This is a genomic window from Bacillus sp. FSL R5-0447 (assembly GCF_038606125.1).
Classification (GTDB): domain Bacteria; phylum Bacillota; class Bacilli; order Bacillales; family Bacillaceae; genus Bacillus; species Bacillus velezensis.
Genome location: NZ_CP152012.1, coordinates 3468135 through 3491400 on the forward strand (window position 1 = coordinate 3468135; position 23266 = coordinate 3491400).

Annotated in this window: 23 protein-coding genes and 3 pseudogenes; 14 read left to right on the plus strand and 12 right to left on the minus strand. The window is 45.9% G+C overall.

All coding sequences use genetic code 11. The annotated features are described in order from the left end of the window. The first annotated feature begins 86 nt into the window (after positions 1 to 86). Positions 87 to 548: a MarR family transcriptional regulator gene (locus tag NYE68_RS17555; RefSeq protein WP_015418172.1), complete on the plus strand. Its 462-nt coding sequence runs from the start codon at positions 87 to 89 to the stop codon at positions 546 to 548. A gap of 20 nt (positions 549 to 568) precedes the next feature. Then, positions 569 to 2164, plus strand: coding sequence for an MDR family MFS transporter (locus NYE68_RS17560; RefSeq protein WP_007410079.1), 1596 nt, complete (start codon positions 569 to 571; stop codon positions 2162 to 2164). 34 nt (positions 2165 to 2198) lie between these two features. Here NYE68_RS17560 and NYE68_RS17565 read toward each other — a convergent pair whose 3' ends face one another. Together NYE68_RS17565 and NYE68_RS17570 are read right to left on the minus strand one after the other, a co-directional pair. Then, a complete protein-coding gene (locus NYE68_RS17565; protein ID WP_031378375.1) occupies positions 2199 to 2579 on the minus strand; it encodes a tautomerase family protein in 381 nt (126 codons plus the stop codon). Positions 2580 to 2596: 17 nt separating this feature from the next. Then, the gene (locus tag NYE68_RS17570; RefSeq protein ID WP_060674119.1) at positions 2597 to 3337 is read right to left on the minus strand and encodes an SDR family NAD(P)-dependent oxidoreductase; all 741 of its coding nucleotides are present in this window, start codon (positions 3335 to 3337) and stop codon (positions 2597 to 2599) included. A 131-nt stretch (positions 3338 to 3468) separates the two neighbouring features. On the opposite strand from NYE68_RS17570, the gene NYE68_RS17575 reads away from it, so the two are divergent. After that, positions 3469 to 4344, plus strand: coding sequence for a LysR family transcriptional regulator (locus NYE68_RS17575; protein WP_012118393.1), 876 nt, complete (start codon positions 3469 to 3471; stop codon positions 4342 to 4344). Between the two features lie 13 nt (positions 4345 to 4357). Here NYE68_RS17575 and NYE68_RS17580 read toward each other — a convergent pair. Further along, a pseudogene (locus NYE68_RS17580) lies at positions 4358 to 4459 on the minus strand (DUF2573 family protein); the annotation flags it as partial. A gap of 145 nt (positions 4460 to 4604) precedes the next feature. On the opposite strand from NYE68_RS17580, the pseudogene NYE68_RS17585 reads away from it, so the two are divergent. Continuing rightward, a pseudogene (locus tag NYE68_RS17585) lies at positions 4605 to 4706 on the plus strand (DUF6262 family protein); the annotation flags it as partial. Positions 4707 to 4769: 63 nt separating this feature from the next. On the opposite strand, the gene NYE68_RS17590 reads toward NYE68_RS17585, so the two are convergent. Then, a complete protein-coding gene (locus tag NYE68_RS17590) occupies positions 4770 to 5657 on the minus strand; it encodes a LysR family transcriptional regulator (RefSeq protein ID WP_060674117.1) in 888 nt (295 codons plus the stop codon). A gap of 121 nt (positions 5658 to 5778) precedes the next feature. Here NYE68_RS17590 and NYE68_RS17595 point away from each other — a divergent pair, with 121 nt between their 5' ends. Together NYE68_RS17595 and NYE68_RS17600 are read left to right on the plus strand one after the other, a co-directional pair. Next, positions 5779 to 6525, plus strand: a complete 747-nt coding sequence (locus NYE68_RS17595) for an acetoacetate decarboxylase (protein ID WP_324636411.1) — start codon at positions 5779 to 5781, stop codon at positions 6523 to 6525. Between the two features lie 13 nt (positions 6526 to 6538). Next, a complete protein-coding gene (locus tag NYE68_RS17600; RefSeq protein WP_039253929.1) occupies positions 6539 to 7579 on the plus strand; it encodes a 2-dehydropantoate 2-reductase in 1041 nt (346 codons plus the stop codon). Positions 7580 to 7772: 193 nt separating this feature from the next. Here the strand turns inward: NYE68_RS17600 and NYE68_RS17605 are convergent. The 4 genes and pseudogenes from NYE68_RS17605 to NYE68_RS17620 form a co-directional block, all read right to left on the minus strand. Continuing rightward, positions 7773 to 8040: pseudogene (locus NYE68_RS17605) on the minus strand (YusU family protein). Positions 8041 to 8042: 2 nt separating this feature from the next. After that, a complete protein-coding gene (locus NYE68_RS17610) occupies positions 8043 to 8867 on the minus strand; it encodes an ABC transporter ATP-binding protein (protein WP_012118397.1) in 825 nt (274 codons plus the stop codon). A gap of 155 nt (positions 8868 to 9022) precedes the next feature. Beyond that, a complete protein-coding gene (locus NYE68_RS17615; RefSeq protein WP_015418176.1) occupies positions 9023 to 9460 on the minus strand; it encodes a YusW family protein in 438 nt (145 codons plus the stop codon). Between the two features lie 118 nt (positions 9461 to 9578). Then, positions 9579 to 11360: a M3 family oligoendopeptidase gene (locus NYE68_RS17620; RefSeq protein WP_324636409.1), complete on the minus strand. Its 1782-nt coding sequence runs from the start codon at positions 11358 to 11360 to the stop codon at positions 9579 to 9581. Between the two features lie 132 nt (positions 11361 to 11492). On the opposite strand from NYE68_RS17620, the gene NYE68_RS17625 reads away from it, so the two are divergent. Then, positions 11493 to 12332: an oxidoreductase gene (locus NYE68_RS17625; RefSeq protein WP_039253925.1), complete on the plus strand. Its 840-nt coding sequence runs from the start codon at positions 11493 to 11495 to the stop codon at positions 12330 to 12332. An 89-nt stretch (positions 12333 to 12421) separates the two neighbouring features. Then, a complete protein-coding gene (locus NYE68_RS17630) occupies positions 12422 to 12886 on the plus strand; it encodes a Dps family protein (RefSeq protein WP_007410071.1) in 465 nt (154 codons plus the stop codon). Between the two features lie 46 nt (positions 12887 to 12932). Here the strand turns inward: NYE68_RS17630 and NYE68_RS17635 are convergent, their stop codons facing one another. Then, entirely contained in the window at positions 12933 to 14294 is a 1362-nt protein-coding gene (locus NYE68_RS17635) for a trypsin-like peptidase domain-containing protein (protein ID WP_324636408.1), read from the minus strand. A gap of 276 nt (positions 14295 to 14570) precedes the next feature. Here NYE68_RS17635 and NYE68_RS17640 point away from each other — a divergent pair, with 276 nt between their 5' ends. Together NYE68_RS17640 and NYE68_RS17645 are read left to right on the plus strand one after the other, a co-directional pair. Further along, entirely contained in the window at positions 14571 to 15248 is a 678-nt protein-coding gene (locus NYE68_RS17640; RefSeq protein ID WP_007410069.1) for a response regulator transcription factor, read from the plus strand. Further along, positions 15245 to 16600 carry a HAMP domain-containing sensor histidine kinase gene (locus tag NYE68_RS17645; protein ID WP_061860856.1) on the plus strand — a complete coding sequence of 452 codons (1356 nt, stop codon included), beginning with the start codon at positions 15245 to 15247 and terminating at the stop codon, positions 16598 to 16600. The genes NYE68_RS17640 and NYE68_RS17645 overlap by 4 nt, the downstream gene beginning before the upstream one ends. 26 nt (positions 16601 to 16626) lie before the next feature. Here NYE68_RS17645 and spxO read toward each other — a convergent pair whose 3' ends face one another. Then, positions 16627 to 16791: an anti-adapter protein SpxO gene (gene spxO / locus NYE68_RS17650; protein WP_003151811.1), complete on the minus strand. Its 165-nt coding sequence runs from the start codon at positions 16789 to 16791 to the stop codon at positions 16627 to 16629. A gap of 178 nt (positions 16792 to 16969) precedes the next feature. Between spxO and NYE68_RS17655 the strand changes: the two genes are divergently transcribed. Further along, complete coding sequence (locus tag NYE68_RS17655; RefSeq protein WP_007410065.1) at positions 16970 to 17845, plus strand: TetR/AcrR family transcriptional regulator; 876 nt, start codon at positions 16970 to 16972, stop codon at positions 17843 to 17845. 36 nt (positions 17846 to 17881) lie between these two features. Here the strand turns inward: NYE68_RS17655 and fumC are convergent, their stop codons facing one another. Both fumC and NYE68_RS17665 read right to left on the minus strand, forming a co-directional pair. Further along, positions 17882 to 19270: a class II fumarate hydratase gene (gene fumC / locus NYE68_RS17660; protein ID WP_007410064.1), complete on the minus strand. Its 1389-nt coding sequence runs from the start codon at positions 19268 to 19270 to the stop codon at positions 17882 to 17884. 67 nt (positions 19271 to 19337) lie between these two features. Further along, the gene (locus NYE68_RS17665) at positions 19338 to 19523 is read right to left on the minus strand and encodes a YvzF family protein (protein WP_254003393.1); all 186 of its coding nucleotides are present in this window, start codon (positions 19521 to 19523) and stop codon (positions 19338 to 19340) included. Positions 19524 to 19639: 116 nt separating this feature from the next. Between NYE68_RS17665 and NYE68_RS17670 the strand changes: the two genes are divergently transcribed. Genes NYE68_RS17670 through NYE68_RS17680 form a run of 3 tightly spaced genes read left to right on the plus strand, consistent with a single transcriptional unit; the run spans position 19640 to position 23266 of the window. Next, complete coding sequence (locus NYE68_RS17670) at positions 19640 to 21082, plus strand: spore germination protein (protein WP_254003394.1); 1443 nt, start codon at positions 19640 to 19642, stop codon at positions 21080 to 21082. Next, positions 21057 to 22157, plus strand: a complete 1101-nt coding sequence (locus tag NYE68_RS17675; RefSeq protein ID WP_015418183.1) for a spore germination protein — start codon at positions 21057 to 21059, stop codon at positions 22155 to 22157. Before NYE68_RS17670 ends, NYE68_RS17675 begins: the two co-directional genes overlap by 26 nt. Further along, on the plus strand, positions 22154 to 23266 hold the full coding sequence (locus NYE68_RS17680) for a Ger(x)C family spore germination protein (protein ID WP_064115971.1): 1113 nt from the start codon (positions 22154 to 22156) through the stop codon (positions 23264 to 23266). The genes NYE68_RS17675 and NYE68_RS17680 overlap by 4 nt, the downstream gene beginning before the upstream one ends.

Below are 23266 nucleotides of genomic sequence, written 5' to 3' on the forward strand. Positions count from 1 at the left end.
GCACAAAAAGATTGACTTGTCATTAATCCTTATTTATATTTAACTAATGTTAATTATTTTCTCAAGGAACAAGATGAGGAGGAGTTATGAAAAACGCGGATCAATATGTGTCTGACATCCAGAAATCTCTTCAGACGCTGCTGCAAAACATACAGCCTGAAATGGTGGAAAGCATGGCAAAACACGAGGTGACGCCTGCCCAATTATTTGTTTTAGCCAGCCTGAAAAAACACGGGAGCTGCAAAGTTTCCGAAATTGCGGAACGCATGGAGGTAAAGCCGAGCGCAGTGACGCTGATGGCCGACCGCCTCGAACAAAAAGGACTCATCGTCCGCAAACATAACCAGCAGGACAGACGCGTCATCGACATCAGCCTCACCAAAAAAGGCGAAACAAAATTCGAAGATGTTGTGGAAGGACGGAAAGCGATACTGGCGCGAAACCTGTCCGTTCTGACTGACGATGAACTGATTCAGTCCGTGAACATCATCCGCAAAGTAGCGGAAGCCGCCGAGAAATACGCGGCTGAGCAAAAAGAAAACGAATAGAAAAGAGGAGCTGCCGAAACATGAGCATTGAAAAGAAAGATCCAAAACGCACATTATTAATAACCGGCTTAATCATCGCCATGTTTTTCTCAGCCCTTGACGGCACCATCGTAGGAACGGCGATTCCTAAAATCGTGGGTGACCTCGGGGGATTAAGCATGATGACGTGGCTGACCACGGCATATCTTTTAACTTCGACGACGATCGTTCCGATTGCGGGGAAACTTGCAGATTTATTGGGGCGCCGCGTCGTCTATGTATCAGGTTTATTGATTTTTATGGGAGCTTCCGCACTGTGCGGAATGGCCAGCAACATGACGGAACTGATTATTTTCCGCGGACTTCAGGGAATCGGCGGCGGTGTCATGATGCCGATGGCTATGATCGTCATCGGGGATTTGTTCACAGGGAAACAGCGTGCCAAGTTCCAAGGGCTTTTCGGGGCGATTTACGGGCTTGCTTCCGTGATCGGCCCGCAAATCGGGGGCTGGATTGTTGACTCATTAAATTGGAAATGGGTTTTCTATATCAACCTGCCTGTCGGAATTTTAGCCGTGATCTTTATCGCAAGAGGACTTCAAGGCAGAAAACAGACCGGGCCGATTAACTTTGACATCGCCGGCATTTTCACAATGATCGTCGGAATCGTCAGCCTCCTCCTCGCGCTCAGCTTCGGAGGAAAGGATTACGCATGGGGCTCTTGGCAGATTCTCGGTCTCTTTGCGCTTGCACTTGCCGGGATTGTCGGATTCATTTTCGCTGAAATCAAAGCAAAAGAGCCGATTCTGCCGATGTACCTGTTTAAAAACAGAACGTTTACCGTACTGAATCTGATCGGCTTTTTCATGAGTATCGGCATGTTCGGCGCCGTTACGTTCGTTCCTTTCTTTATGCAGGGAATTATCGGAGTCAGCGCCACCGCGTCCGGCACGATTATGACGCCGATGATGGTATCTATGATTATCACAAGTATTATCGGAGGCCAGCTGGTTTATAAGATCGGTATTAAACCGCAAATCATGATCGGCATGCTGATCATGGCCGTCGGCTTCTTCTTATTAACGACTTTGCAGCTGGATACAAGCAAGCTCGCGGCTACATGCTATATGGCCGTGATCGGTCTGGGAATGGGGCTCGTCATGCCGCTTCTCACGCTCGCTCTGCAAGAAACGTTTTCAAAAGAAGAGCTGGGTGTTGTGACCTCTTCAAGCCAATTTTTCCGGATGATCGGGGGAACGTTCGGTATTACGGTGCTCGGCGCTGTCATGAATGCCAGATCAGGAAGCCTTTTAACCGACAGACTGGTGCCTTACTTAGACTCACTCCCGAAACAGGCAAGTGCCTTTGCCGCCCAGTTTAAAGGTATGATTGACAAGAATCCTGAAGGGCTGCTTCAATCCCTGTTCAGCCAGGAATCGATTAAGCAGATTCCGGCCGCATTTTCTTCCCATATCGTGCCGGTTTTGAAAACGTCACTGATGGATTCGCTTCACAGCGTGTTTTTCACAGGCCTGGCCTTTATCGCTGCCGGATTGATCCTCACGCTGTTTGTTAAATCAATTAAACTGACAAACAAAAAGACAGGCAAACAAGAAGAAAAGGCGAAAGCCGTTTAACAAAGAAAAATCCCGCGGATGCCGCGGGATTTTTTTATATCATCTGGGCCTCCCCGTTTCCGAATGACCAGTCTTCCGCCGCATTGCCTGAGAGGACGATAAACACATCTTCTTTTCTGACGCCCAGCTTTTCGTGCAGCCGGTCAGCCAAATGCTGATAGAATGCTTGTTTCTGATGAGTTGTTCTGGAGTTTTTCAAAGTAAAGCGGATAAACATCAGTTCATCGCTCCGCTCGACTTGAAGATATGACGGATCATAGAAAAACTCCCCTTTTTCGTGCTGATGCACCACTTGAAAATAGTCATCATGCGGAACATCAATCATCTCCGTCATGGCGGTGTGAATAACAGTGCTCATTTTTTTGAGCCAAAGTCCGCTTTTTCCTTTCTGTAAATGGATCTGTACAAACGGCACATTTCTCTCTCCTTTCGTCACATCGTCTGGCCGCAATCGGCTGTTATGATTTGTCCCGTCAGTGATTCCTGCTCCAGCACAGAGCAAATCAGTTCTCCGATATCTTCCGGAGCGGCGATCCGTTCCAGCGGAAGGCTTCCGGCAAGCCGGTACATCGTCTCTTCCCGCCCCGTCCACCATCTTGTTGCAACGGCTCCGGGCGCGACACAGCATACACGGATGTCCGGCGCCAGCGCATGGGCCAATGATTTTGTCAGGCCATGCACGGCCGCTTTGGAAACGGCATACGGAAGGGAAGAACCCGCTCCCGTCAGGCCGGCGATGCTCCCGACATTCACAATAGCACCTGACTTTTGCTTTTTCATATGAGGCGCTGCCGCTCTGGCGCAATGAAACATCCCGTTTACATTGACACCAAATAATTCATCCCATACTTCTTTCGTTGCAGATTCCAAATCATGAAGCGGAATATGTCTGGTGATGCTCGCATTATTTACGAGTAAATCAAGGCTTCCGAATCGGCTGGCCGCTTCGTTCACCATGTCTCTCGCCTGTTTGTCTATAGAAACGTCCGCTTGAATGGTCATCGCGTGTCCGCCTGCTTTTATTATGAATTCTGCCGTTTGTTCCGCTTCCGTTTTTGAATGTGAATAGTTAATGACGACTGCCGCTCCCCGTTTTGCTAAGGCAAGGCACGCCGCTCTTCCGATTCCTGTACCGCCGCCTGTGACCAGTGCCGTTTTATGTTGTAAATTCATGGCTTCTTCTCCTTTTACGTCGATGTTCATCAGCTGATATGTTTATTGTAATGGAGATGTGCATTTTCGTATAATGATTGTTAAAGATGTTTTATATCACAAAAAATGATAGCAAAGAGGGAGAGATGACAATGGAAAGCGGAGATTTGCGGATTTTTCAGATGGTGGCCCGTGAAGGTTCCATTACAAAGGCGGCTGCGCGTCTCGGCTATGTGCAGTCAAACGTGACGGCCAGAATCCGCCAGCTGGAAGAAGATTTGAAAACCGAGCTGTTTTTCCGCCATAACCGCGGGATGACGCTGTCTTCAAGCGGCACGGTGCTCCTCCATTATGCGGATCAGGTCGTCGGTCTGATAGAAGAAGCCAAAATGGCGCTCGCTTCAACAGACAAGCCGAGCGGACCGCTTATGATCGGCTCCACCCAGACAACAGCCGCCGTCAGGCTGCCAAAACTTTTAGCCTCTTATTATGAGCGGTATCCTGATGTGGAGCTGTCCCTTACGACAGGACATACACAATATGTAACCGATAAAGTTCTTCGCTATGAATTGGACGGCGCATTTATCGGCTGTCACTTTCATCATCCGGATTTGCACTCCATCCCGGCCTTTGAAGAAGAAGCCGTTGTCGTGACTCCCGCTGCCGTCACCGCTATAGAAGAAGCGGTAAAAAAGCCGCTTCTTGTGTACAGCACGGGCTGCACGTATCGTGACACATTAGAGCGGTGGCTTCATTCCATTGGAACGGCGCATCCGGCCATTATGGAATTCGGCACCCTTGAAGCGATTATCGGGGGAGTGACAGCGGGGCTCGGCATTACGCTGCTCCCGCGAAGCGTAATTACTCAGCACGCCGCACTAGGCGCGGTTCGGATATGGACCATTCCCGAATCTTTCAGCATGATGAAAACGGAATTCGTCACGCGGAAGGATTCATATATGAGCTGTGCATTACGGGCCTTTATTGATTCCTTTTCAGCAAAAAAAGCTTCCGGCACCTCTCTTTGATGCCGGAAGCTTTTTATTGTATTTTTCTGTGCTCTTCATTGAGCTGTTTAATGTGCTGTACCGCGGCTTTGATGCCCTCTTTGGCGTCCGGGCAGGATTGGTTCCAATGTTTTACCGTTCAGCAAATATCTAATTATGATCGAAAAGAACAATTGAAAAAATCCACGAGATCCGTATAGCAAAACGGCTCTAATAGCAGGCTTACCAACTAAAAACATTAATGTTTAACAGCGTGTCAAAGGAAGCCGGCATTAAACTAACAATCGCAAGTACCCACCCCGCAACAAGTGAAACGGGAAATGAATGTAAGCAACAAGTTTCCCCTCATTACATCCCTAAAAAGAAAACATCAAAAGCTGGAGAAGGGGTGTCCTTTTTCTTATGCCGCTAACGGTGCAGTTGAGTAAGGAGTATGATGAAACCCTTTAATAAACCTTAAACATTTCATAGTTATCTTTATAGTACGACATAATAAAGTCACGAAAATTTCTTACCGAAGAAGACAACAGCTTATGTCTCATCCAAGATAAGCCGACTGGATATGAAGCAGAGTGATCAGTCACTTTTATAAAATTCAGCCCCAATGTTCTGCAAACTGAAATAGGAAGCAACGCCACACCTTGATCCAGCTTTATAATCTCGACCAGTAAATGAGAATCTGCCTCAAATGCGATATTTGGGGTGAAACCGGCTTTCTCACAAAGCGAGGCTGTAAAACCGCTATACTCTTCATTATTAGCAAGGGTAATAAATGGTTCATCGGCGACAAGGCGTAAAGAAATTCCTGTTTTACCCGTAAATCGGTGGTTTGAGGGCAAAGCCAGAACAATATCTTCATTTACCAGCACCCAACTCTCTATCTCTTCATCTTGAATCGGATGACCTGTTATTCCTAAATCAATGTCCCCTTTTTTTAAACTTGTTATGATCTCGCTTTTAACTCCGATTGCTTGGAGAATTTTTGATTGAGGGGAGCGGTTGATATATTCACTCATCAGTCCTGCAAGGAATCTTGGATTGGAAATAGATATTCTGATGGTGTCAGAAATTTGATGTTCCTCCAATTGAATTTCCGTTTGTGCATTTTCAATCTCAGTAAAAATCCTGTTTACATGTTTTAAAAGAATTTTCCCTGCTGAACTCAGCTTAATATTTCTCCCTTTTCTCTCAAACAAGGTTGTTCCCAGTTCATTCTCAAGTCTTTTTATAGTGAGACTTAAAGAAGGCTGGGCAATCTTTAATTGTTCTGCCGCTTTAGAAATATGTTCAGTATAGGCAACTGTCTGAAAGTATTTTAGCTGCAGCAATTCCATCTGTCTGCACCCCCCTTATTTATTTCAATAAATATATATATACCTTATTATGTATTGGATTAAATGTAAATGCGAATGTAAGATAATAGCATAGTTATAGAAAAGGAAAGGGTGTCATTCAATGAAAATTGATGTGAAAGATATAGCAAAAAATTTAAATACGCCACTAACAGCCCCTGCTTATCCTATCCCAAATTATAAATTTGTTAACCGTGAATATTTAAATATTATTTACCGAACAGATGAAAAAGCTTTACGTGCAGCAGTGCCGGAACCTCTTGAAATTACTGAACCTTTAGTGAAATTCGAAGTGATGTGGATGCCCGATGTTTCCGGACTTGGCGCCTATACAGAGGCTGGACAAGTCATCCCTGTCAGCTTTAATGGTGAAGAAGGAGATTATGTACATTCTATGTATGTTGACAATTTCCCGGCTATTGCAAGCGGACGGGAACTTACTGCATATCCAAAGAAATTGGGTGCCCCTAAGCTGTATATAGACTCTGATACTCTTGTTGGCACATTGGATTATGGCAGTCTTCGTGTGGCAACTGCGACTATGGGATATAAACATTTCGAAATGGATAAGGAAAAAGCGAAAAGGGAAATTTGCCGACCTAATTTTATGGTTAAGATTGCCACTGATTACAATGGTGATTTAAGGGTTTGTGATTTGGTGCGGACGCAAATAACGAATATAGAAGTTAAAGGTGCCTGGACTGGGCCGGCGCGGCTTCAATTATTTGAACATGCTCTGGCACCTCTTGCAGATTTGCCTGTATTAGAAGTCGTTTCAGCATCTCATATCCTTACAGATTTAACCTTAAATGCAGCAAAGCCGGTTTATAACTACTTAGAGGAAAAATAAGGAGACGTTTACAATGAGAATTGCAGTTTTAGGAGCAGGTTCTTTAGGAACCATAGTTGGGGCATATCTGTCTGCTGGCGGAATGGATGTCGAATTGATTGATTCATACAAAGAACATGTAGATACTCTAAATCAAATAGGTGCTAAAGTAGTTGGTACAACGGAATTTCAAGCAAAGGTGAAAGCCATCACCCCTGAAAACAAATCAGGCAAGTATGATTTCATATTACTCCTGACGAAACAATTATATAATGACTCCATCCTTAAAGAGTTACTGCCTTTTTTAAAGGATGACAGTGTAGTATGTTCCTTGCAAAACGGTATACCTGAACAGAAAGTTGCTTCGATCGTTGGTGATGAACGTGTTATTGCAGGTTCTGTTGAATTTGGTGCTACGTTTATTGAACCAGGCGTATCCAGACTTACAACTGAGTATACTCAATTTAAAGAGTACGCTTTTCAAATTGGAGAATTACATGGTGAAACAACAGAAAGAATCCAGCGTATTAAATCGGTTTTAGACCTTATCGGCGGAACACATATTTCCGATAATTTAGTTGGAACGAAGTGGTCAAAATTACTTATCAATAATGCATTCAGTGGTTTATCGGCTGCATTAAACGGAGAATACGGAGACATTCTTGACCATGAAATCGGCATTGTCAGTGCAGTCCATATCGCAGATGAGACGATTAAGGTGGGACACGCCAATGGTGTCAAATTTGCGAAAATGGGCGGCCTTGATTTAGAATCTTTGGAATTAAGAAGCGAAAATGATATTCCTGAACGTATCCAAACATTTAGGTCAGCCATGGAACCATCCAGGCTGCTAAGAGCAAGTATGCTTCAGGATCTTGAGAAAAAACGCAAAACAGAAATTGATTATATTAATGGAGTTATTCCCAAAATGGCAGAAGGTACTGGAATTCCAACACCTTTTCATGATTTGGTTGTAGCACAAGTCAAATGTGCCGAAGAATCTCTAACAGTGCCCAATTTTGATACAAATATAAAAGCATTTGAAGAGTTATTACGTATCCGAAAGGAAATGTGATATATAGGAAAGAGAGAAAGGAATTGCTGCGGCGGTCCTTTTTTCTTGGTTCAGCAAGCGGAAGAAATATACGTAAACAAACGGGTGCATTAGTTATATTAAAGTTCTTCGCCTATGAATTGAACGAAGCTCTTATTGATTCCTTTTCAGCAAAAAAAGCTTCCGGCACCTCTCTTTGATGCCGAAAGCTTTTTTATTGTTTTTTTCTGTGTGCTTCATTGAGCTGTTTAATATGCTGTATCGCAGCTTTGATGCCCTCTTTGGCGTCCGGGTAGGATTGATTCCAATGTTTCACGAGCGGAGGCATGCTTTTTGCGATATGTGTATACAAAATCCACTGCCTGACTTCTTCCTTTACATCCGGGTTTGTTTCGCCAAGCAATAGTTCCGTGTATTTCTCAAGCAGGCCGTCCAGCTGCTGCTGCAGTTTCTCTTCCATACCGTTCCCTTCCCTTTTTCATGATTATGACAATCGGGCGGTGAGGGCCGCTTCCTGCACGATACATCTGCCGCGTCCGTGCGGAATGCAAAGCGGCGTGCCGAACAGCGGGTCTTGCGTTACCTGGCAGTTCATCGCAAAGACCTGCTGTACAAGCTCGCAAGTGATGACTTCTTCGGGACGGCCCTCTGCGTAAATCTGTTTATCCTTAATGGCGACCAGATAATGGGCATAACGGCATGCCAGATTGAGGTCGTGCAGCACCATGACGATTGTGCGTTTTTCTTTTTCATTTAATTCAAACAGCAAATCAAGAATTTCAATTTGATGCGTCATGTCGAGATAGGTTGTCGGCTCGTCAAGCAGAATGATATCCGTATCCTGAGCGAGTGTCATCGCAATCCATGCGCGCTGGCGCTGTCCGCCTGACAAGGAATCCACCGGACGGTCGGCCATTTCCTCAAGCTTCGTCGCTTTAAGCGCTTTTGCCACTGCGTCTTCGTCCTCTTTGGACCATTGCTTCAGCCAGCTTTGATAAGGGTATCTTCCCTGCTTCACAAGCTGATGCACCGTCAGGCCTTCGGGAGCTGACGGACTCTGCGGCAAAATAGCGAGCTCTCTTGCCACTTCCTTCGTCGGAAGCTTAGCGATGGCTTTTCCTTCTAAAAGCACAGAACCGCCCCTCGGTTTCATCAGCCGGGCCAATGAACGTAAAAGCGTCGATTTTCCGCAGCCGTTGCTTCCGATCAATACAGTGATTTCGCCTTTTGGAATCGCGACATCCAATTCGTCAATAATAACAGTTTCTCCGTATCCTAAGCTCAGCGTCTCTGTAGAAATTGCACTCATACCGCTAACCGCTCCTTTTTTGAGTTTCCCAACACTATGTATATAAACAAATTGCCTAAACATTCAACGTGAGATCATGATTATATTGTAACAGAAATTAATGACTCTGAATATCATTATCAATTAGTTTTGGGCAAAAAAGCAGCGGACGGCGGTTATTTTTTTATTTCCGTCATTTCTCCATCATTCTTTTTCAGTTTCAAATAAAAATGGTCATAGCGGCTGTCCAAATTAAAAGCCGAGAGCACCTGCCGGACGACCTCGCTTTCCTGCATCCGGCTGTTTACAGCAAGTTCTCCAAGGATCATCTTCATTTCATCAAGCGCTTCCTCGCCCTCTCTGTGAACCCCTGAGAGCTTGTCCCGGATGTCAGCCTTTTCATGACCGCCTTTACTTTCATACAAACCTTCATAGCGGTTATGCTCTCCGGCTCCGTAGCTGACGCGTAGTGCAAAGCTGCTGTAAGGAACCGGCTTCGCGGATGACACGGGTGTGCTGTCTTGTTCCGCTTCCCGTTTTTCTTCATTCAATCGGCAGCCGGCAATCAGCATCAGCGTAAGACATAAAACGCCCGCCGTTCTGATCCATTTCATGCGATTCACTCCCATTCCATTCCGATCGTTTTTAGGTATTTCCAAGGGAGGCGGCTGTCATTCATTAAACAAAAAAGAACCGAAGCGGTAACACTCCGGCCGGTTCATCTCAAGATTATCATTCAGTCAGCTCTAAAAATTCCTGCACATCCTGTACGGCAAGGCGGACCGCGTCTTCCCAAAACGACCGTTCCGTCAGATCCGCTCCAAGGTGCTTCATCGCCAAATCCTCAACGGTCATCGAAGCCGTGTCACACAATAGCGCGATATATTTTTCTTCAAAATCCGCTTTTTCCCGAAGAGCTCTTGCATATATTCCAAGCGAAAATAAATAACCGAACGTATACGGAAAGTTGTAAAACGGCACTCCCGTAATATGAAAATGCAGTTTTGACGCCCAGAAATGAGGGTGGTATTCCCCTAATGAATCGCAAAATGCTTCTTTCTGCGCCGCTTCCATCAGTTCATTCAGTTTCTCAGACGGAACGACGCCCTGCTTGCGCTCTTCATAAAAACGCGTTTCAAATAAAAATCTCGCATGAATATTCATAAACATGGCTACGCTTCTTTGAATTTTATCTTCAAGCAAGAACACCTTTTCATCCTTTGTCTCCGCTTGTTTCAAAGCGGCGTCGGCGACGATCATTTCCGCAAAGGTCGAGGCTGTTTCAGCCACATTCATAGCGTAGGCTCTGTTCAGCTGCCGCACTTGAAGCATGGCCTCCTGATGGAACGCGTGACCGAGCTCATGCGCCAGCGTCGATACATTCGAAGCGCTTCCGGAAAACGTCATAAAAATCCGGGATTCTCCGCTGTCGGGAAAGCTGGTGCAGAAACCGCCGACCCGTTTGCCGCTGCGGTCTTCCGCTTCTATCCACCGATCACGGAACGCTTTTTCCGTAAATGCGGACAGCTTTTTGCCAAACGTCGAAAATTGGCTGACGATCAGATTGGCCGCTTCATCATATGTGTATTCTTTCGGAGCCTCGCCGATCGGCGCGCCCACATCATACCAGTTCAGCCGCTCAAGCCCTAAAAGAGACGCCTTTCGATTCAGGTATTCGGCAAAAGGCTTTTTATGATCGGTAATGACCTGCCACATGACATCCAGCGTTTCTTTTTTCATCCGGTTGATCGCAAGCGGCTCTTCCAAAGCGCTTTTCCAGCCCCGCGCTTTATAGATTTCCGTACGGAAGCCGGCCAGATGGTTCAGCGTGCTGCCGAAAAGCTCCTCTTCTCCTTTCCACGCTTCATTAAGCTCTTTAAACACTTGACGCCTGATGCGGCGGTCCGGGTACGCCATCATATTTTCTGCTTGGCCGACCGACAGCTCTTTATCCTCAAACGGAATCTTCATTCTGCCGACAGCCGCATTATACAAGTCGCCCCATGCGTGATAGCCGTCAACGGCCAGGCCTTCAATCAGCCTTTCTTCTGAAGCGCTGAGCTTCTCTTTGACCCGGTCTCTTCTTTCATTTAAAACATATGTGAGATCCTGAAGTTCCGGTTTTTGCAGCAGCTCCTCCCAGATCCGCTCGTCAATTCGGGCAAGTGTATCGTCAAAGGTGACCAGAGCGGATTTAAAATCACTGCTCAGCTGATTGATCCGCGCCCTCCATTCATTCGCTTTCTGATCATGAGTGTTCTGAGCCTGAAGACAGCCGACGAACGCTCCCGCCTGCCTGATCATGATCGCTGACCGTTCAAACCTATCAATCAGATTGATCAGCTCCCGGCTTTCATCCGCATGCGTCGGAACCGTAAACGCTTCAACCGCATGTTGAAAAGCGCTTAGATGATTTTTGAGCTCTTGTATGTATTGCTGAAACTCTTCCGACCGGCTCCCGCCCTCAAAAATGGAGTTTAAATCCCATGTTTCCTTCAATCCCTCTAATGCCATCTTTTCTTTACCCCTTTCTATCCGAAGCTGACTCCATTATAAAACAATTCTGACATATTTCCGAACGATTTCTCCTTCTTTCCGCGAGATGTTATACACTATGAGATAAGAACAAACGGGGAGGATTATAAGATGAACAGAAAATTTGCCATTGTAACCGGCGCGACGAGCGGATTCGGGCTGCTGACAGCGCTGAAGCTCGCCCGGTCTTATCACGTCATCGCAACAGCCAGACAGCCGGAGAAAGCTGAAATACTGAAAGAGGCCGCCGCTCAAGCGGGTGCATCCGAACATGTTACGGTCGTTTCTTTAGATGTGACAAATGAACAGTCGGTGTCTGACTTCGGGAACACCATCAGCGGTTTCGGACCGATTGACCTGCTCGTCAATAACGCCGGCACTGCGTACGGGGGGTTTATTGACGATGTGCTGATGGAACATTACAGACAGCAGTATGAAACAAATGTATTCGGTCTGATTCACGTCACAAAAACCGTGCTGCCTTATATGCGAAAACATGGCGGGAAAATCTTCAATATCAGCAGTATCAGCGGACTGACCGGTTTCCCGGCTCTATCTCCGTATGTCTCTTCCAAATTCGCGGTTGAAGGGTTTACAGAGAGCCTGCGCCTCGAACTGCTGCCTTTAGGAATTGATGCCGCTTTAATAGAACCGGGCTCCTACAAAACATCTATATGGGAAACGTCTCTCTCCAATCATCTTACGGCACCCGGCAAAGATTCGCCTTATTACCGCTATTATCAGCAAATCGAAGCTTACTTCAAAGCCAACGCATCCAAAAGCGGCGATCCTGATGACGTAGCGGAGCTGATTTATCAATTGGCACAAAGGAAACGGCTGAAGAAACTGCGGTATCCGATCGGCAGGGGCGTTAAGCTGACATTGGCTTTCCGTTCACTCTTTCCGTGGTCCGCCTGGGAATCGATTATAAAGAAAAAGCTGTTCACTTAAACCCAAATTATAATTATTATAATTTAGTATTGATTTTTATTTAATACGTGATATAATTAAATTATCAGATCACAGGGAGGACGATGAATATGAATACACAAAACGCGAAAAAAACTGAAACTCTTGTTGAGAAATCAATGAACACACAATTATCAAACTGGTTTATCCTTTACTCTAAACTGCACCGCTTCCATTGGTATGTAAAAGGCCCTCATTTCTTTACGCTTCATGAAAAATTTGAAGAGCTGTATAACGAAGCGGCGGAAACGGCGGATGCTATCGCAGAGCGTCTTCTGGCCATCGGAGGACAGCCTGCGGCGACTTTACACACTTACCTTGAACAAGCTTCCATTACGGATGAAGGTCAGGAAAAAACGGCTTCTGAAATGGTGGAATCACTGGTTCAAGACTATAAACAAATCAGCCGCGAATCAAAATTTGTCATCGGCATCGCCGAGGAACAAAATGACCCGTCAACTGCCGACCTGTTTGTCGGATTAGTTGAAGAAGCGGACAAGCATGTGTGGATGCTGTCAGCCTACTTGGGAGAATAACGAAAAAAGCTGAACCTCAGTTGCAGGTTCAGCTTTTTTTATGCGTTCAGCTTGCGCTTTCGGTTTGTTTTGTTAATGTGACGTTCAGCGTCTTTTTGCTTCCGCTTCTGAGAACTTGAACAGTCGTTTTATCGCCGATTTTCAGCTGATTATATAAGATCTGTCTGATATCGGCGCTGCTGCCGACATCTTTGCCGTTCAATTGTACAATGACGTCATTTGATTTGATGCCCGCTTTCGCAGCCGGTGAGCCGGACTGCACTTCTTTTACGTAAACACCCTTAGACAGCTGGTCGCCGAACAGTCCGAGCGTGTTTTCCTGATAAGTTTCCGGCACTTGCGCCATGTCAATCATCTGCACACCTAAAAATGGGCGCTCGACTTTTCCTTTTGCAAGCAGCTGGTCGACTATCGGTTCTACATCATTGCTCGGAATGGCAAAGCCGAGTGACTCCACGCCGTTTTCACTGACTTTCATGCTGTTGATCCCGATAACCTGGCCGCTCGAGTTGATTAACGGGCCGCCGCTGTTTCCGGGGTTAATCGCCGCATCCGTCTGAATCACGTTCATTTCCACTGGGCCTTGGGATGTATCGGCGTCTACCGTTCTGTTCAGCCCGCTGATGACACCTTGTGTGACGGTGCCGGAAAACTGCTGGCCGAGCGGGTTGCCGATGGCAATCACTTTATCGGCAATGCGGAGCTTGGAGGAATCCCCGAAGCTGGCCGCTTTTTTGACATTGGACGAGCTGATTTCCAATACAGCCAAGTCACTGATGGCATCCTTTCCGACAAGCTTTGCCGTTTCGGTTTTCCCATTGTAAAGATTGACCGACAGTTTGTTCGCACCTTCTACGACATGGTTGTTTGTAATGATGTACGCTTTATCGCCGTCTTTTTTGAAGATGACGCCTGACCCCGTGCCGCTTTCTGTTTCAGAGCTTGAACCGCCGTCAAGTCCGAACTGGCTGCTTTGCGAAGCTTGGTAGTTGGACACTCCCACAATCGCAGGCTCCAAATCTTCTACCATATCAGCTACGCTTGAGGTATTTTTCAAAGGCGTTGACGTAAAATTCGAAGACTGAACTTGTTTCGTATCAGAAACGGCTTCTGTCTTATGCTGCTCACCCGGCAGGTTCGGCACAATGCCAAGCACGAGGCCTCCGCCGATAATGCCGCCTAAAATCGGGCTCAGCCAAGCGGCTCTCCGTTTTTTTTCTTTTTTCACGGCAGCCGTTTTTTCAAATTCCATACCGGCCGCCGTCTCGTTTTCCGCTTCTTTCGAGATGGGCCCTTCGAGCAGCTCGGGCTCCTGATGGCTGATCTGCTGCTGTTCATTTCTGTTTTGTTCCGTATGTGAAAGATCTGACTGATCGCGGCTTCTGCCGTCATCTCGATGATCGTTCATATTCACGCACACTCCTTCAGCATGTTTTCATTCTATAGATTACATATTCATCGCATGTACAAGTTCTATTGTCCCAATAATAAGGAGAAAAGCAAAGCTCCAAAACAAAATGTGTTTGAACATGTTATCTTCCCCGCTTTTTTTCTTCCTTTCTTCCCTTATACACATCATAAACAAACATTGTGGGATAAAAATGAAAAGAATATGTGAAATTATGAAAATGCGGCTTGAGTGTGTTAAAACTAGTATAATGACGTTGAAAGGATGTGAAATGCCTTGTCATACACCATTTATCTAGTTGAAGATGAGGATAACCTGAATGAACTGCTCACAAAATATTTAGAGAATGAAGGCTGGAACATTACATCTTTCACAAAAGGCGAAGATGCCAGAAAGCAGATGCAGCCGTCTCCCCACTTGTGGATTCTTGACATCATGCTGCCGGATACGGACGGCTATACATTGATAAAAGAAATAAAAGAAAAAGATCCCGATGTGCCGGTTATTTTCATTTCCGCGCGGGATGCCGATATTGACAGAGTCCTCGGGTTGGAGCTCGGAAGCAATGATTATATCGCCAAGCCCTTTTTACCGAGAGAACTTATTATACGGGTCCAGAAGCTGCTGGAGCTCGTGTATAAAGAACAGCCCGCCGCAAAAAAAACCGGCATCACCGTTTCTTCCTACAATGTGATCGAAGATGCCCGAGAGGTTTATGATGAAACCGGCAGCCTGGTCAATTTGACGTCTAAGGAATTTGATCTCCTGCTTTTATTTCTTCATCATAAAGGACACCCCTTTTCCAGGGAAGATATCCTGCTGAAAATATGGGGCCATGATTATTTCGGCACTGACCGGGTGGTCGATGATCTTGTGCGGAGGCTGAGAAAAAAAATGCCCGGGTTAAAGGTTGAAACCATTTACGGATTCGGCTACAGGATGATGACGTCATGAAAAATAAGCCGCTTGCTTTTCAAATATGGGTGGTCATCTCAGGCATCCTCTTAGCCATTTCGATTCTGCTTCTCGTGCTGTTCTCAAATACGCTGCGTAATTTTTTCACGGATGAAACGTATACGACCATTGAAAATGAACAGCATGTACTGACGGAGTACCGGCTGCCCGGATCGATCGAGCGGGGATATTACAGCGAGGATGCGACCGCGCCGACGACTTTCCGATCCGTTCAGCACGTTCTTCTGCCGCAACGGGAGGAATCGGCCAGTGACAAAGACTTGAACTACTTTTCTTCTTCCTTTATCCATAAGGTGTACAAGCTCGCGGGCCGCCAGCACAGCGTCACGAAACGATACAGCGCGGATATCAGCGGTGAAAAAGTATTTTTCGTCATTAAAAAAGGCCTCACCATTAACGGCCAGGATGCGATGATGCTGTCTTACGCCCTTGATTCTTATCGTGATGATCTGGCATTCACCCTGTTCAAGCAGCTGCTCTTTATCATTGCCGGCGTGATTTTGTTAAGCTGGATTCCGGCGATTTGGCTTGCCAAATATCTCTCGCGCCCGCTCGTTTCCTTAGAAAAGCATGTCAAACGGATTTCAAAACAGGATTGGGATGATCCGGTCATCGTCGACAGAAAAGACGAAATCGGAAAATTAGGCCATACCATTGAAGACATGCGGAGCAAGCTGGTGCAAAAGGATGAAACGGAAAGAACGCTCCTGCAAAATATCTCTCATGATTTAAAAACGCCTGTCATGGTGATAAGGGGCTATACTCAATCAATAAAGGACGGGATTTTTCCTAAGGGGGATCTGGAAACCACAATTGATGTCATTGAAGGCGAAGCAGAAAAACTTGAGAAGAAAATTAAGGATTTATTATATTTAACGAAGCTTGATTATTTAATGAAGCAGCGGGTGCACCATGAGACATTTGACATTGTGAAGGTCACGGAAGAAGTCATTGAACGGCTCAAATGGGCCCGGAAGGAATTATCGTGGACCGTTGAAACAGAAGATGCATTAATGATGCCCGGTGATCCGGAACAATGGAGCAAACTTCTTGAAAACATTCTCGAAAATCAAATCCGCTATGCAGAAACGGCGATTCACATTCGGATCAGCCAAAATCAGCAGCAGATTGTCATGACGGTTAAAAATGACGGGCCTCCGATTGAGGATGAGATGCTATCCAGCTTGTACGAGCCTTTTAATAAAGGGAAGAAAGGCGAGTTCGGCATAGGACTCAGCATCGTAAAACGGATTTTAACCCTGCATAAAGCATCAATTTCAATTGAAAATGACCAATCGGGTGTAATCTACCGAATTATCATACCAAAGTAGACTGTAGTGTTTCATTGCAGTCTTTTTTATGTGAAGGAATAGCCGTTAAAATCTCTGTAGTTTGCTTTCAGCGGTTTTTGGCATTGATGAACCCATTTCTTTTCACAAATTGTCTTTTTCGGATATTTCACCTTTTCGACTTTAATTCCTCTGTTTCGCAAGCGGCTGATCATTTCATCTAATTCTTTCATTTTCAGATTCACCCTTTCGCCAGAACTTTGACCATTCGGTCAGCTCACTTTATAATATAAATAAAACAAAACAAAAAAACAAGTTACAATCAGGTTAAATTTACGGAATATCAATATGACCATATAGTCATACATGAGAAGCACAAGCCAGCCTCCTGGCTCCGAAAGGGTGGAACCATTGAAGGAAAAAGAAAAGCTGATCATTGAAGCAGCAATTAAACTGTTTGCCCGAAAAGGGTACAAATCTACATCGGTTCAGGAAATCGCCGATGAATGCAAAATCTCAAAAGGCGCTTTTTATCTTTACTTTCCTTCCAAAGAAGCACTGCTTCTATCCATGCTGAATTACTACTATGATAAAACGTTTACCCGAATCACGACGATCCAAACGGAGGGCGACAGTCCGAGAGCCGCTTACCAAAAACAGCTTGCGGTGTTTTACGAATCGATTCTCGCCCATCAGGATTTTATTACCGTGCAGATGAAAGACGGTTCACTTCCTTATACCGAAGAAGCGGCGCAGTGCGGAAAGAGAATCCGCCGGTCGATTCTGCAGTTTCATATCGACAGTCTTCTTGCGATTTACGGAGAAAAAGCTGAACCATACACAGCCGAGCTTTGTTTTTTAATAGAAGGAATCAGTCAGATGTATCTTGAATATCTCATTCTGACCGGCCGGTCCGTACAGCCTTCGCTTTTGGCAAATACCGTGATTCACAGAATTGATGACATCGTAAACGGAATGGCGGACAGACATGATGAAGCGTTTATTTCTCTTGATGAGGCAAGCTCACTGTTCGGGCCCCTTCATAACGGGCAGCCCGATCCTTTAAGCCAATCGATCTTGCAGACCCTCCGCACGCGCATCGGCACGATGGACAAGACGCAAGCATCTGAATTCACCGAGAGCTTGGATATTCTGGAAGCGGAAATGAAGAAAAAGTCGCCGAAACCGGCAATCATCAAAGGAATGATTTTGAATTTGAAGGAATCCGACCTGCTGGCTGAAGATGCAGAACAGCTCAGATTTTTACTGAAACAGCAGTTTATTTAGAAGAACGGCCGCAATGACTGCAGCCGTTCTTTCTTTTTATGCTTTCGGGTGCACCATATCTTCCGGACGCACCATTTCATTAAATTGTTCTTCTGTCAGAAGGTTCAGCTGTAATGCCGCTTCTTTCAGCGTCAGGCCTTCTTTGTGGGCAAGCTTGGCGATTTTCGCGGCGTTTTCATAACCGATGTGCGGGTTAAGCGCCGTAACAAGCATTAATGAGTTAGAGAGATTTTCCTGAATCGTCTCTTGGTTCGGCTCAATACCGACAGCGCATTTGTCATGGAAGGAATTCATTCCGTCACTGAGCAGCTGCACGGTCTGCAGGAAGTTATAGATAATAACCGGTTTGAAGACATTCAGCTCGAAGTTTCCTTGGCTGGCCGCAAATCCGATTGTCGCGTCATTTCCCATCACTTGCGCGGCGATCATTGTCAGCGCCTCACTTTGCGTCGGGTTGACTTTGCCCGGCATGATAGAGCTTCCCGGCTCATTTTCAGGAATGACGATTTCGCCGATTCCGCAGCGCGGGCCGCTTGCCAGCCATCTGACATCGTTGGCAATCTTCATCAGGTCGGCAGCCAATGCTTTTAACGCGCCGTGAACGTGAGTGATTTCATCATGGCTTGTGAGCGCGTGGAATTTGTTAGGCGAACTCTTGAATGTCTGCCCCGTTACTTTTGTGATTTCTTCCGCGACGAATTCACCGAACTGCGGATGGGCGTTGATTCCCGTGCCGACTGCCGTGCCTCCGATGGCAAGCGCGCGGATTTTTTCCGTTGACTCAAGAATCATTTCTTTCGAACGGTCAAGCATGTATACCCAGCCGCTGATTTCCTGTCCGAGCGTCAGCGGAGTGGCGTCCTGCAAATGCGTGCGTCCGATTTTCACAATATCCTGATAAGCTTTCGCTTTTTCATCAAGCGTCGCGCGCAGCTGATCAAGCGCCGGAACGAGCTGCTCATATACGGCAAGAACCGCCGCAACGTGCATCGCCGTCGGGAATGTATCGTTTGAGCTTTGGCTGCGGTTGACGTCATCATTCGGATGAATCTTCAGCTCGGAATTTTTTTCTTTCAATAAAGCAGTCGCGCGGTTGGCCACCACTTCATTCATGTTCATGTTGCTTTGCGTGCCGCTTCCCGTCTGCCAGACAACGAGCGGAAAGTTATCGTCGTATTTGCCGTTTAAAACATCGTCACATACAGCGGCAATCGCCTGTGCTTTTTCAGACTCTAAGTTGCCGAGGCGTTCGTTGGCGATCGCTGTGCTTCTTTTCAATATTGCAAACGCCTTCACAACACGCTGAGGCATTTTTTCTGAACCGATTTTGAAGTTCTCTTTGCTGCGCTGTGTCTGAGCGCCCCAAAATTTATCTGCCGGAACTTTAACTTCTCCCATGGTGTCTTTTTCAATTCTGTAGTCCATTTATGTATCCCTCCATAACAGTTGCTTCACCCTGAGTATTATTCGCCAGTAACAGATGAAACCCTTTTTATTTTTCGGCCTTGGCCGTTTTTAATTTCAGCTCAAGATAGACGCGCGAATCCTTAGAGTATTTATACTTCGGATTTGTTTTACGGTATTCTTTCGACGTGTAAGACACTTCGTAATGCGCTTCAAATGATTTGATGAGCTGTTCAATTTCTTCGGCATTTCCTGCCAGTCTGACTTGTGCCACATCTCTCCTCCGCTTTCATAAAAAAACTTGTACCATTAAATACTTTATCATAGTATATCATTTTTTTAACAGGAAAAGATAACCTCAATTAAGGATTGGAAGGCGGGTGACTGTCGATGGCGCAATCGGAATTCAAGGAATACATACACGTTAATCTGGCACTGGTGCTTCCCCACGTAGAGCAGAATGATGACCTGGTTCAAAATAAAAAGATGCTTCCGAACGGGCTTGTTTTTTATTATATGTATCTGAGTGAAATGAACGACGAAGACAAAATAAAAGAAGCGATTGAAACGCTGCTTCGGGAGGAAGACACTCTGACGCTGGATACGGTGGCGAAACGTCTTGATAAAATCGACGCCCGTCCCGTCTTTACGTCGAAGGAAGCCGTCATCTCCATTCTGCGGGGAAAATGCGCCGTGTTTATTAACGGACTTGACAGCGTATACATTTTGTCCACTGGAAAAAGAGAAAAAAGAAGCGTGAATGAACCCACATCCGAAAAGGTCGTAAGAGGTCCGAAAATCGCCTTCATAGAAGATTCTGATACAAATGTCGCCATGATCAGGCAGCGCACGAACCATCCGAAGCTGAAAACGAAAAAGGTTCCGATCGGAGAAAATAAGTTAAAATACGCCACGGTCATGTACATAGATGATAAGGCGGACCCGTCTGTCGTCAGCGATGTTGTAAAGCGCCTCAGCGAAGTGAAGATGGACGACATCCAGGATTCCGGAACGCTTGAGGAGCTTATTGAGGATAATAAGTATTCGCCCTTTCCGCAAATACAAAATACGGAACGGCCTGATAAAGTCTCTTCCGCCTTGTTTAACGGCCGCGTCGCCATCCTTGTCGACAACTCGCCGTTTGCGCTGGTGGTTCCGGCTTCTTTAGGAATTTTAATGCAGTCTCCCGATGATTATTATGAACGGTGGATTTCCGCCTCGCTCATCCGGGTGCTGCGGTTTACGTCTATTTTTATTACGCTGTTTTTTTCGTCCATTTATATCGCCCTCGTTTCGTTTCACCAAGGGCTGCTGCCGACGTCGCTTGCAGTCACCATCGCGGCGAACAGAGAAAACGTTCCCTTCCCGCCTATCATTGAAGCGATGGTAATGGAAATTACGATAGAGCTGCTGAGAGAAGCGGGCTTGAGGCTTCCCAGCCCGCTCGGCCAGACGATCGGATTGGTGGGCGGAGTCGTCATCGGCCAGGCGGCCGTTGAAGCGAATATTGTCAGCTCCATCATGGTCATCGTGGTCAGCATTGTCGCGCTCGCTTCATTTACGGTGCCGCAGTACGGGATGGGTCTGTCGTTCCGTGTGCTCCGTTTCATTTCGATGTTTACCGCGGCAGCTTTCGGGCTGTACGGCATGATTTTATTTATGCTGGCGATCTACACTCATTTATCGAGACAGCGAAGCTTCGGTTCTCCGTATTTCTCGCCGAATGGATTTTTCAGCTTAAAAAACGCAAACGACTCTATTCTCCGTCTCCCTATTAAAAATCAACCAAAAGAGGCGAAAAACGTAAATGAGCCAGAAAACAACTCACAATAAGCTTACAAGCTATCAAGGGACAGCATTGATTTCAAACACGATGCTCGGCGCGGGACTCCTCACCATGCCGCGGGCGCTGTCATCAAGGGCAAATTCGCCGGACGGCTGGATCGCGTTATGTCTGGAAGGCGTCATCTTTATCTTTTTGATTTATCTCAATACGCTCATTATGAAAAAGCATCAGTACGGATCATTATTTGATTATATGAATGAAGGACTCGGCAAATGGGCGGGAAATATCGTCAATCTTATGATCTGTCTCTATTTTATAGGAGTCGCCAGCTTTGAAGCCCGGGCGATGGCGGAAATGGTCAAGTTCTTTTTATTGGAGAGAACGCCCGTGCCGGTCACGCTGTTTATCTTTATCGCCTGTTCCGTTTATTTAATTATCGGCGGCATGAGCGATCTCGGCAGGCTCTTTCCTTTCTATTTAACGATTACGATCATTATTTTGCTGGTGGTGTTTTCTTTCAGCTTTAAAATATTTGATCTGGACAACCTGCGGCCGGTGCTCGGACAGGGGTTTTCTCCCGTTATCGCCTCCTTGACCGTCGTTTCTGTTTCCTTCTTGGGAATTGAGATTATGCTGTTTCTCCCCGAGTACCTCAAAAATAAAAAGCACACATTCAGCATGTCGGCCATGGGCTTTGGCATCCCGATTATTTTATACATCATTACGTACGTTCTCGTCGTCGGCGCCTTAACCACACAGGATGTCAAAACAATGATCTGGCCAACGATCGCGCTCTTTCAATCATTTGAAATCAAAGGGCTTTTTATTGAAAGGTTCGAGTCCTTTTTGCTTGTTGTCTGGATCATCCAATTTTTCGCCACCTATGTCTCGTACGGGTATTTCGCGACATCAGGCCTGAATAAAATTTTCGGGCTGAAGCAGAAAAAGGGCGTCATCTTCGTAGGAATTGCGACATTCTTGGGGTCATTGATGCCAAAGGATGCGAACAAGCTGATGCTGTTCAGTGATATTCTCGGCTATATCTTCTTGGTTTTCTTTTTGCTGCCTTTACTGATGTTTGGAGTCGTCGCTGTGAAAAGGAAGGTGAAAAAAGCGCAATGAAGACATACATCGTAATCATCCTTTGCACATTGCTTTTGGCCGGCTGCTGGGACAGCCGCAATTTAGAAGACTTGAGCCTCGTTATCGGAGTCGGGCTCGATAAACCCGAGGAAGAAAACGTGGAAGTGACACAGCAGATTCTGGTTCCGCAAAAAGCAAGTTCCCAGCAGTCGTCGTCAGGCGATACGACAAAGGTGACTTCCACTCCCGGGGAAACCGTCCATCAAGCTTTAAGGACGGCATCGTTAAAAAATCACCCCGCATTCTCCCAGCACTTGCGCATCATGCTGTTTTCCGAAGCGCTGTTAAAGGATCACATCCCGCTTGACGCATTGATGAACCAATTTATCAGGGACAACGGTACGAGAAGAAGCTGCAATGTGATGACGGTGCCGGATAAAACGAAAGATATTTTCAAAATCAGTGACCAGGGAGAACCTGCGTCAAATACGATCTATGACTTAACGGAGAATAATGCGGTCACCATCCGGATGATGGAGCCCGTGACATTGGGGGAAATATCAGAGAAAATCGCCAAGGGCGAGACCTTTGCCCTTCCTCAAGTGCGCCAAGTGGGCAGCAGACTGGAAATCTGGGGCGCTACCATTATTAAAAATAAATTCTGGTATGCGAATTTAACGCCTTTACAAGTCCAGAATATGAACCTGTTCACAGGCACGGTAAAGGGAGGCGTCACGTTTGCAAAGCATGACAATCATTATTTATCCTTCGAAGTATTTTCCAGCAAATATAATGTAAAAACAATATATAAACACGGAAAATTCAAGTTTATCGTTACCCGGTTTGTTGAAGGCCGTCTGTCTGAGGATTGGAACCCGAAAGAAGATTCTTTCAAGGAGTCCTATATAAATGAAATCAAAAACGCGGTAAAACGCAGCATTCATTCAGATGTCATGGCATTCATTGATTACATGCAGCATGAGTTGAAAGTGGATATTACCGGGTTAGGCGATCAAGTCCGGATTCATTATCCCGATAAATGGAAAAAGATATCCTCTGACTGGGATCATCACTTCAGTGAATCGGATATTGAATACAAAGTCAAAGTCGCCATCAGGGATTTCGGAACAAAGGGAATGTCCCAATGA

What these genes read in the sequence shown, in the direction of transcription:
- NYE68_RS17555 (WP_015418172.1), top strand. Translation starts at nt 87, where the DNA reads ATGAAAAACGCGGATCAATATGTGTCTGACATCCAGAAATCTCTTCAG.
- NYE68_RS17560 (WP_007410079.1), top strand. Translation starts at nt 569, where the DNA reads ATGAGCATTGAAAAGAAAGATCCAAAACGCACATTATTAATAACCGGC.
- NYE68_RS17570 (WP_060674119.1), bottom strand. Translation starts at nt 3,337, where the DNA reads ATGAATTTACAACATAAAACGGCACTGGTCACAGGCGGCGGTACAGGA.
- NYE68_RS17575 (WP_012118393.1), top strand. Translation starts at nt 3,469, where the DNA reads ATGGAAAGCGGAGATTTGCGGATTTTTCAGATGGTGGCCCGTGAAGGT.
- NYE68_RS17590 (WP_060674117.1), bottom strand. Translation starts at nt 5,657, where the DNA reads ATGGAATTGCTGCAGCTAAAATACTTTCAGACAGTTGCCTATACTGAA.
- NYE68_RS17595 (WP_324636411.1), top strand. Translation starts at nt 5,779, where the DNA reads ATGAAAATTGATGTGAAAGATATAGCAAAAAATTTAAATACGCCACTA.
- NYE68_RS17600 (WP_039253929.1), top strand. Translation starts at nt 6,539, where the DNA reads ATGAGAATTGCAGTTTTAGGAGCAGGTTCTTTAGGAACCATAGTTGGG.
- NYE68_RS17610 (WP_012118397.1), bottom strand. Translation starts at nt 8,867, where the DNA reads ATGAGTGCAATTTCTACAGAGACGCTGAGCTTAGGATACGGAGAAACT.
- NYE68_RS17615 (WP_015418176.1), bottom strand. Translation starts at nt 9,460, where the DNA reads ATGAAATGGATCAGAACGGCGGGCGTTTTATGTCTTACGCTGATGCTG.
- NYE68_RS17620 (WP_324636409.1), bottom strand. Translation starts at nt 11,360, where the DNA reads ATGGCATTAGAGGGATTGAAGGAAACATGGGATTTAAACTCCATTTTT.
- NYE68_RS17625 (WP_039253925.1), top strand. Translation starts at nt 11,493, where the DNA reads ATGAACAGAAAATTTGCCATTGTAACCGGCGCGACGAGCGGATTCGGG.
- NYE68_RS17630 (WP_007410071.1), top strand. Translation starts at nt 12,422, where the DNA reads ATGAATACACAAAACGCGAAAAAAACTGAAACTCTTGTTGAGAAATCA.
- NYE68_RS17635 (WP_324636408.1), bottom strand. Translation starts at nt 14,294, where the DNA reads ATGAACGATCATCGAGATGACGGCAGAAGCCGCGATCAGTCAGATCTT.
- NYE68_RS17645 (WP_061860856.1), top strand. Translation starts at nt 15,245, where the DNA reads ATGAAAAATAAGCCGCTTGCTTTTCAAATATGGGTGGTCATCTCAGGC.
- spxO (WP_003151811.1), bottom strand. Translation starts at nt 16,791, where the DNA reads ATGAAAGAATTAGATGAAATGATCAGCCGCTTGCGAAACAGAGGAATT.
- fumC (WP_007410064.1), bottom strand. Translation starts at nt 19,270, where the DNA reads ATGGACTACAGAATTGAAAAAGACACCATGGGAGAAGTTAAAGTTCCG.
- NYE68_RS17670 (WP_254003394.1), top strand. Translation starts at nt 19,640, where the DNA reads ATGGCGCAATCGGAATTCAAGGAATACATACACGTTAATCTGGCACTG.
- NYE68_RS17675 (WP_015418183.1), top strand. Translation starts at nt 21,057, where the DNA reads ATGAGCCAGAAAACAACTCACAATAAGCTTACAAGCTATCAAGGGACA.
- NYE68_RS17680 (WP_064115971.1), top strand. Translation starts at nt 22,154, where the DNA reads ATGAAGACATACATCGTAATCATCCTTTGCACATTGCTTTTGGCCGGC.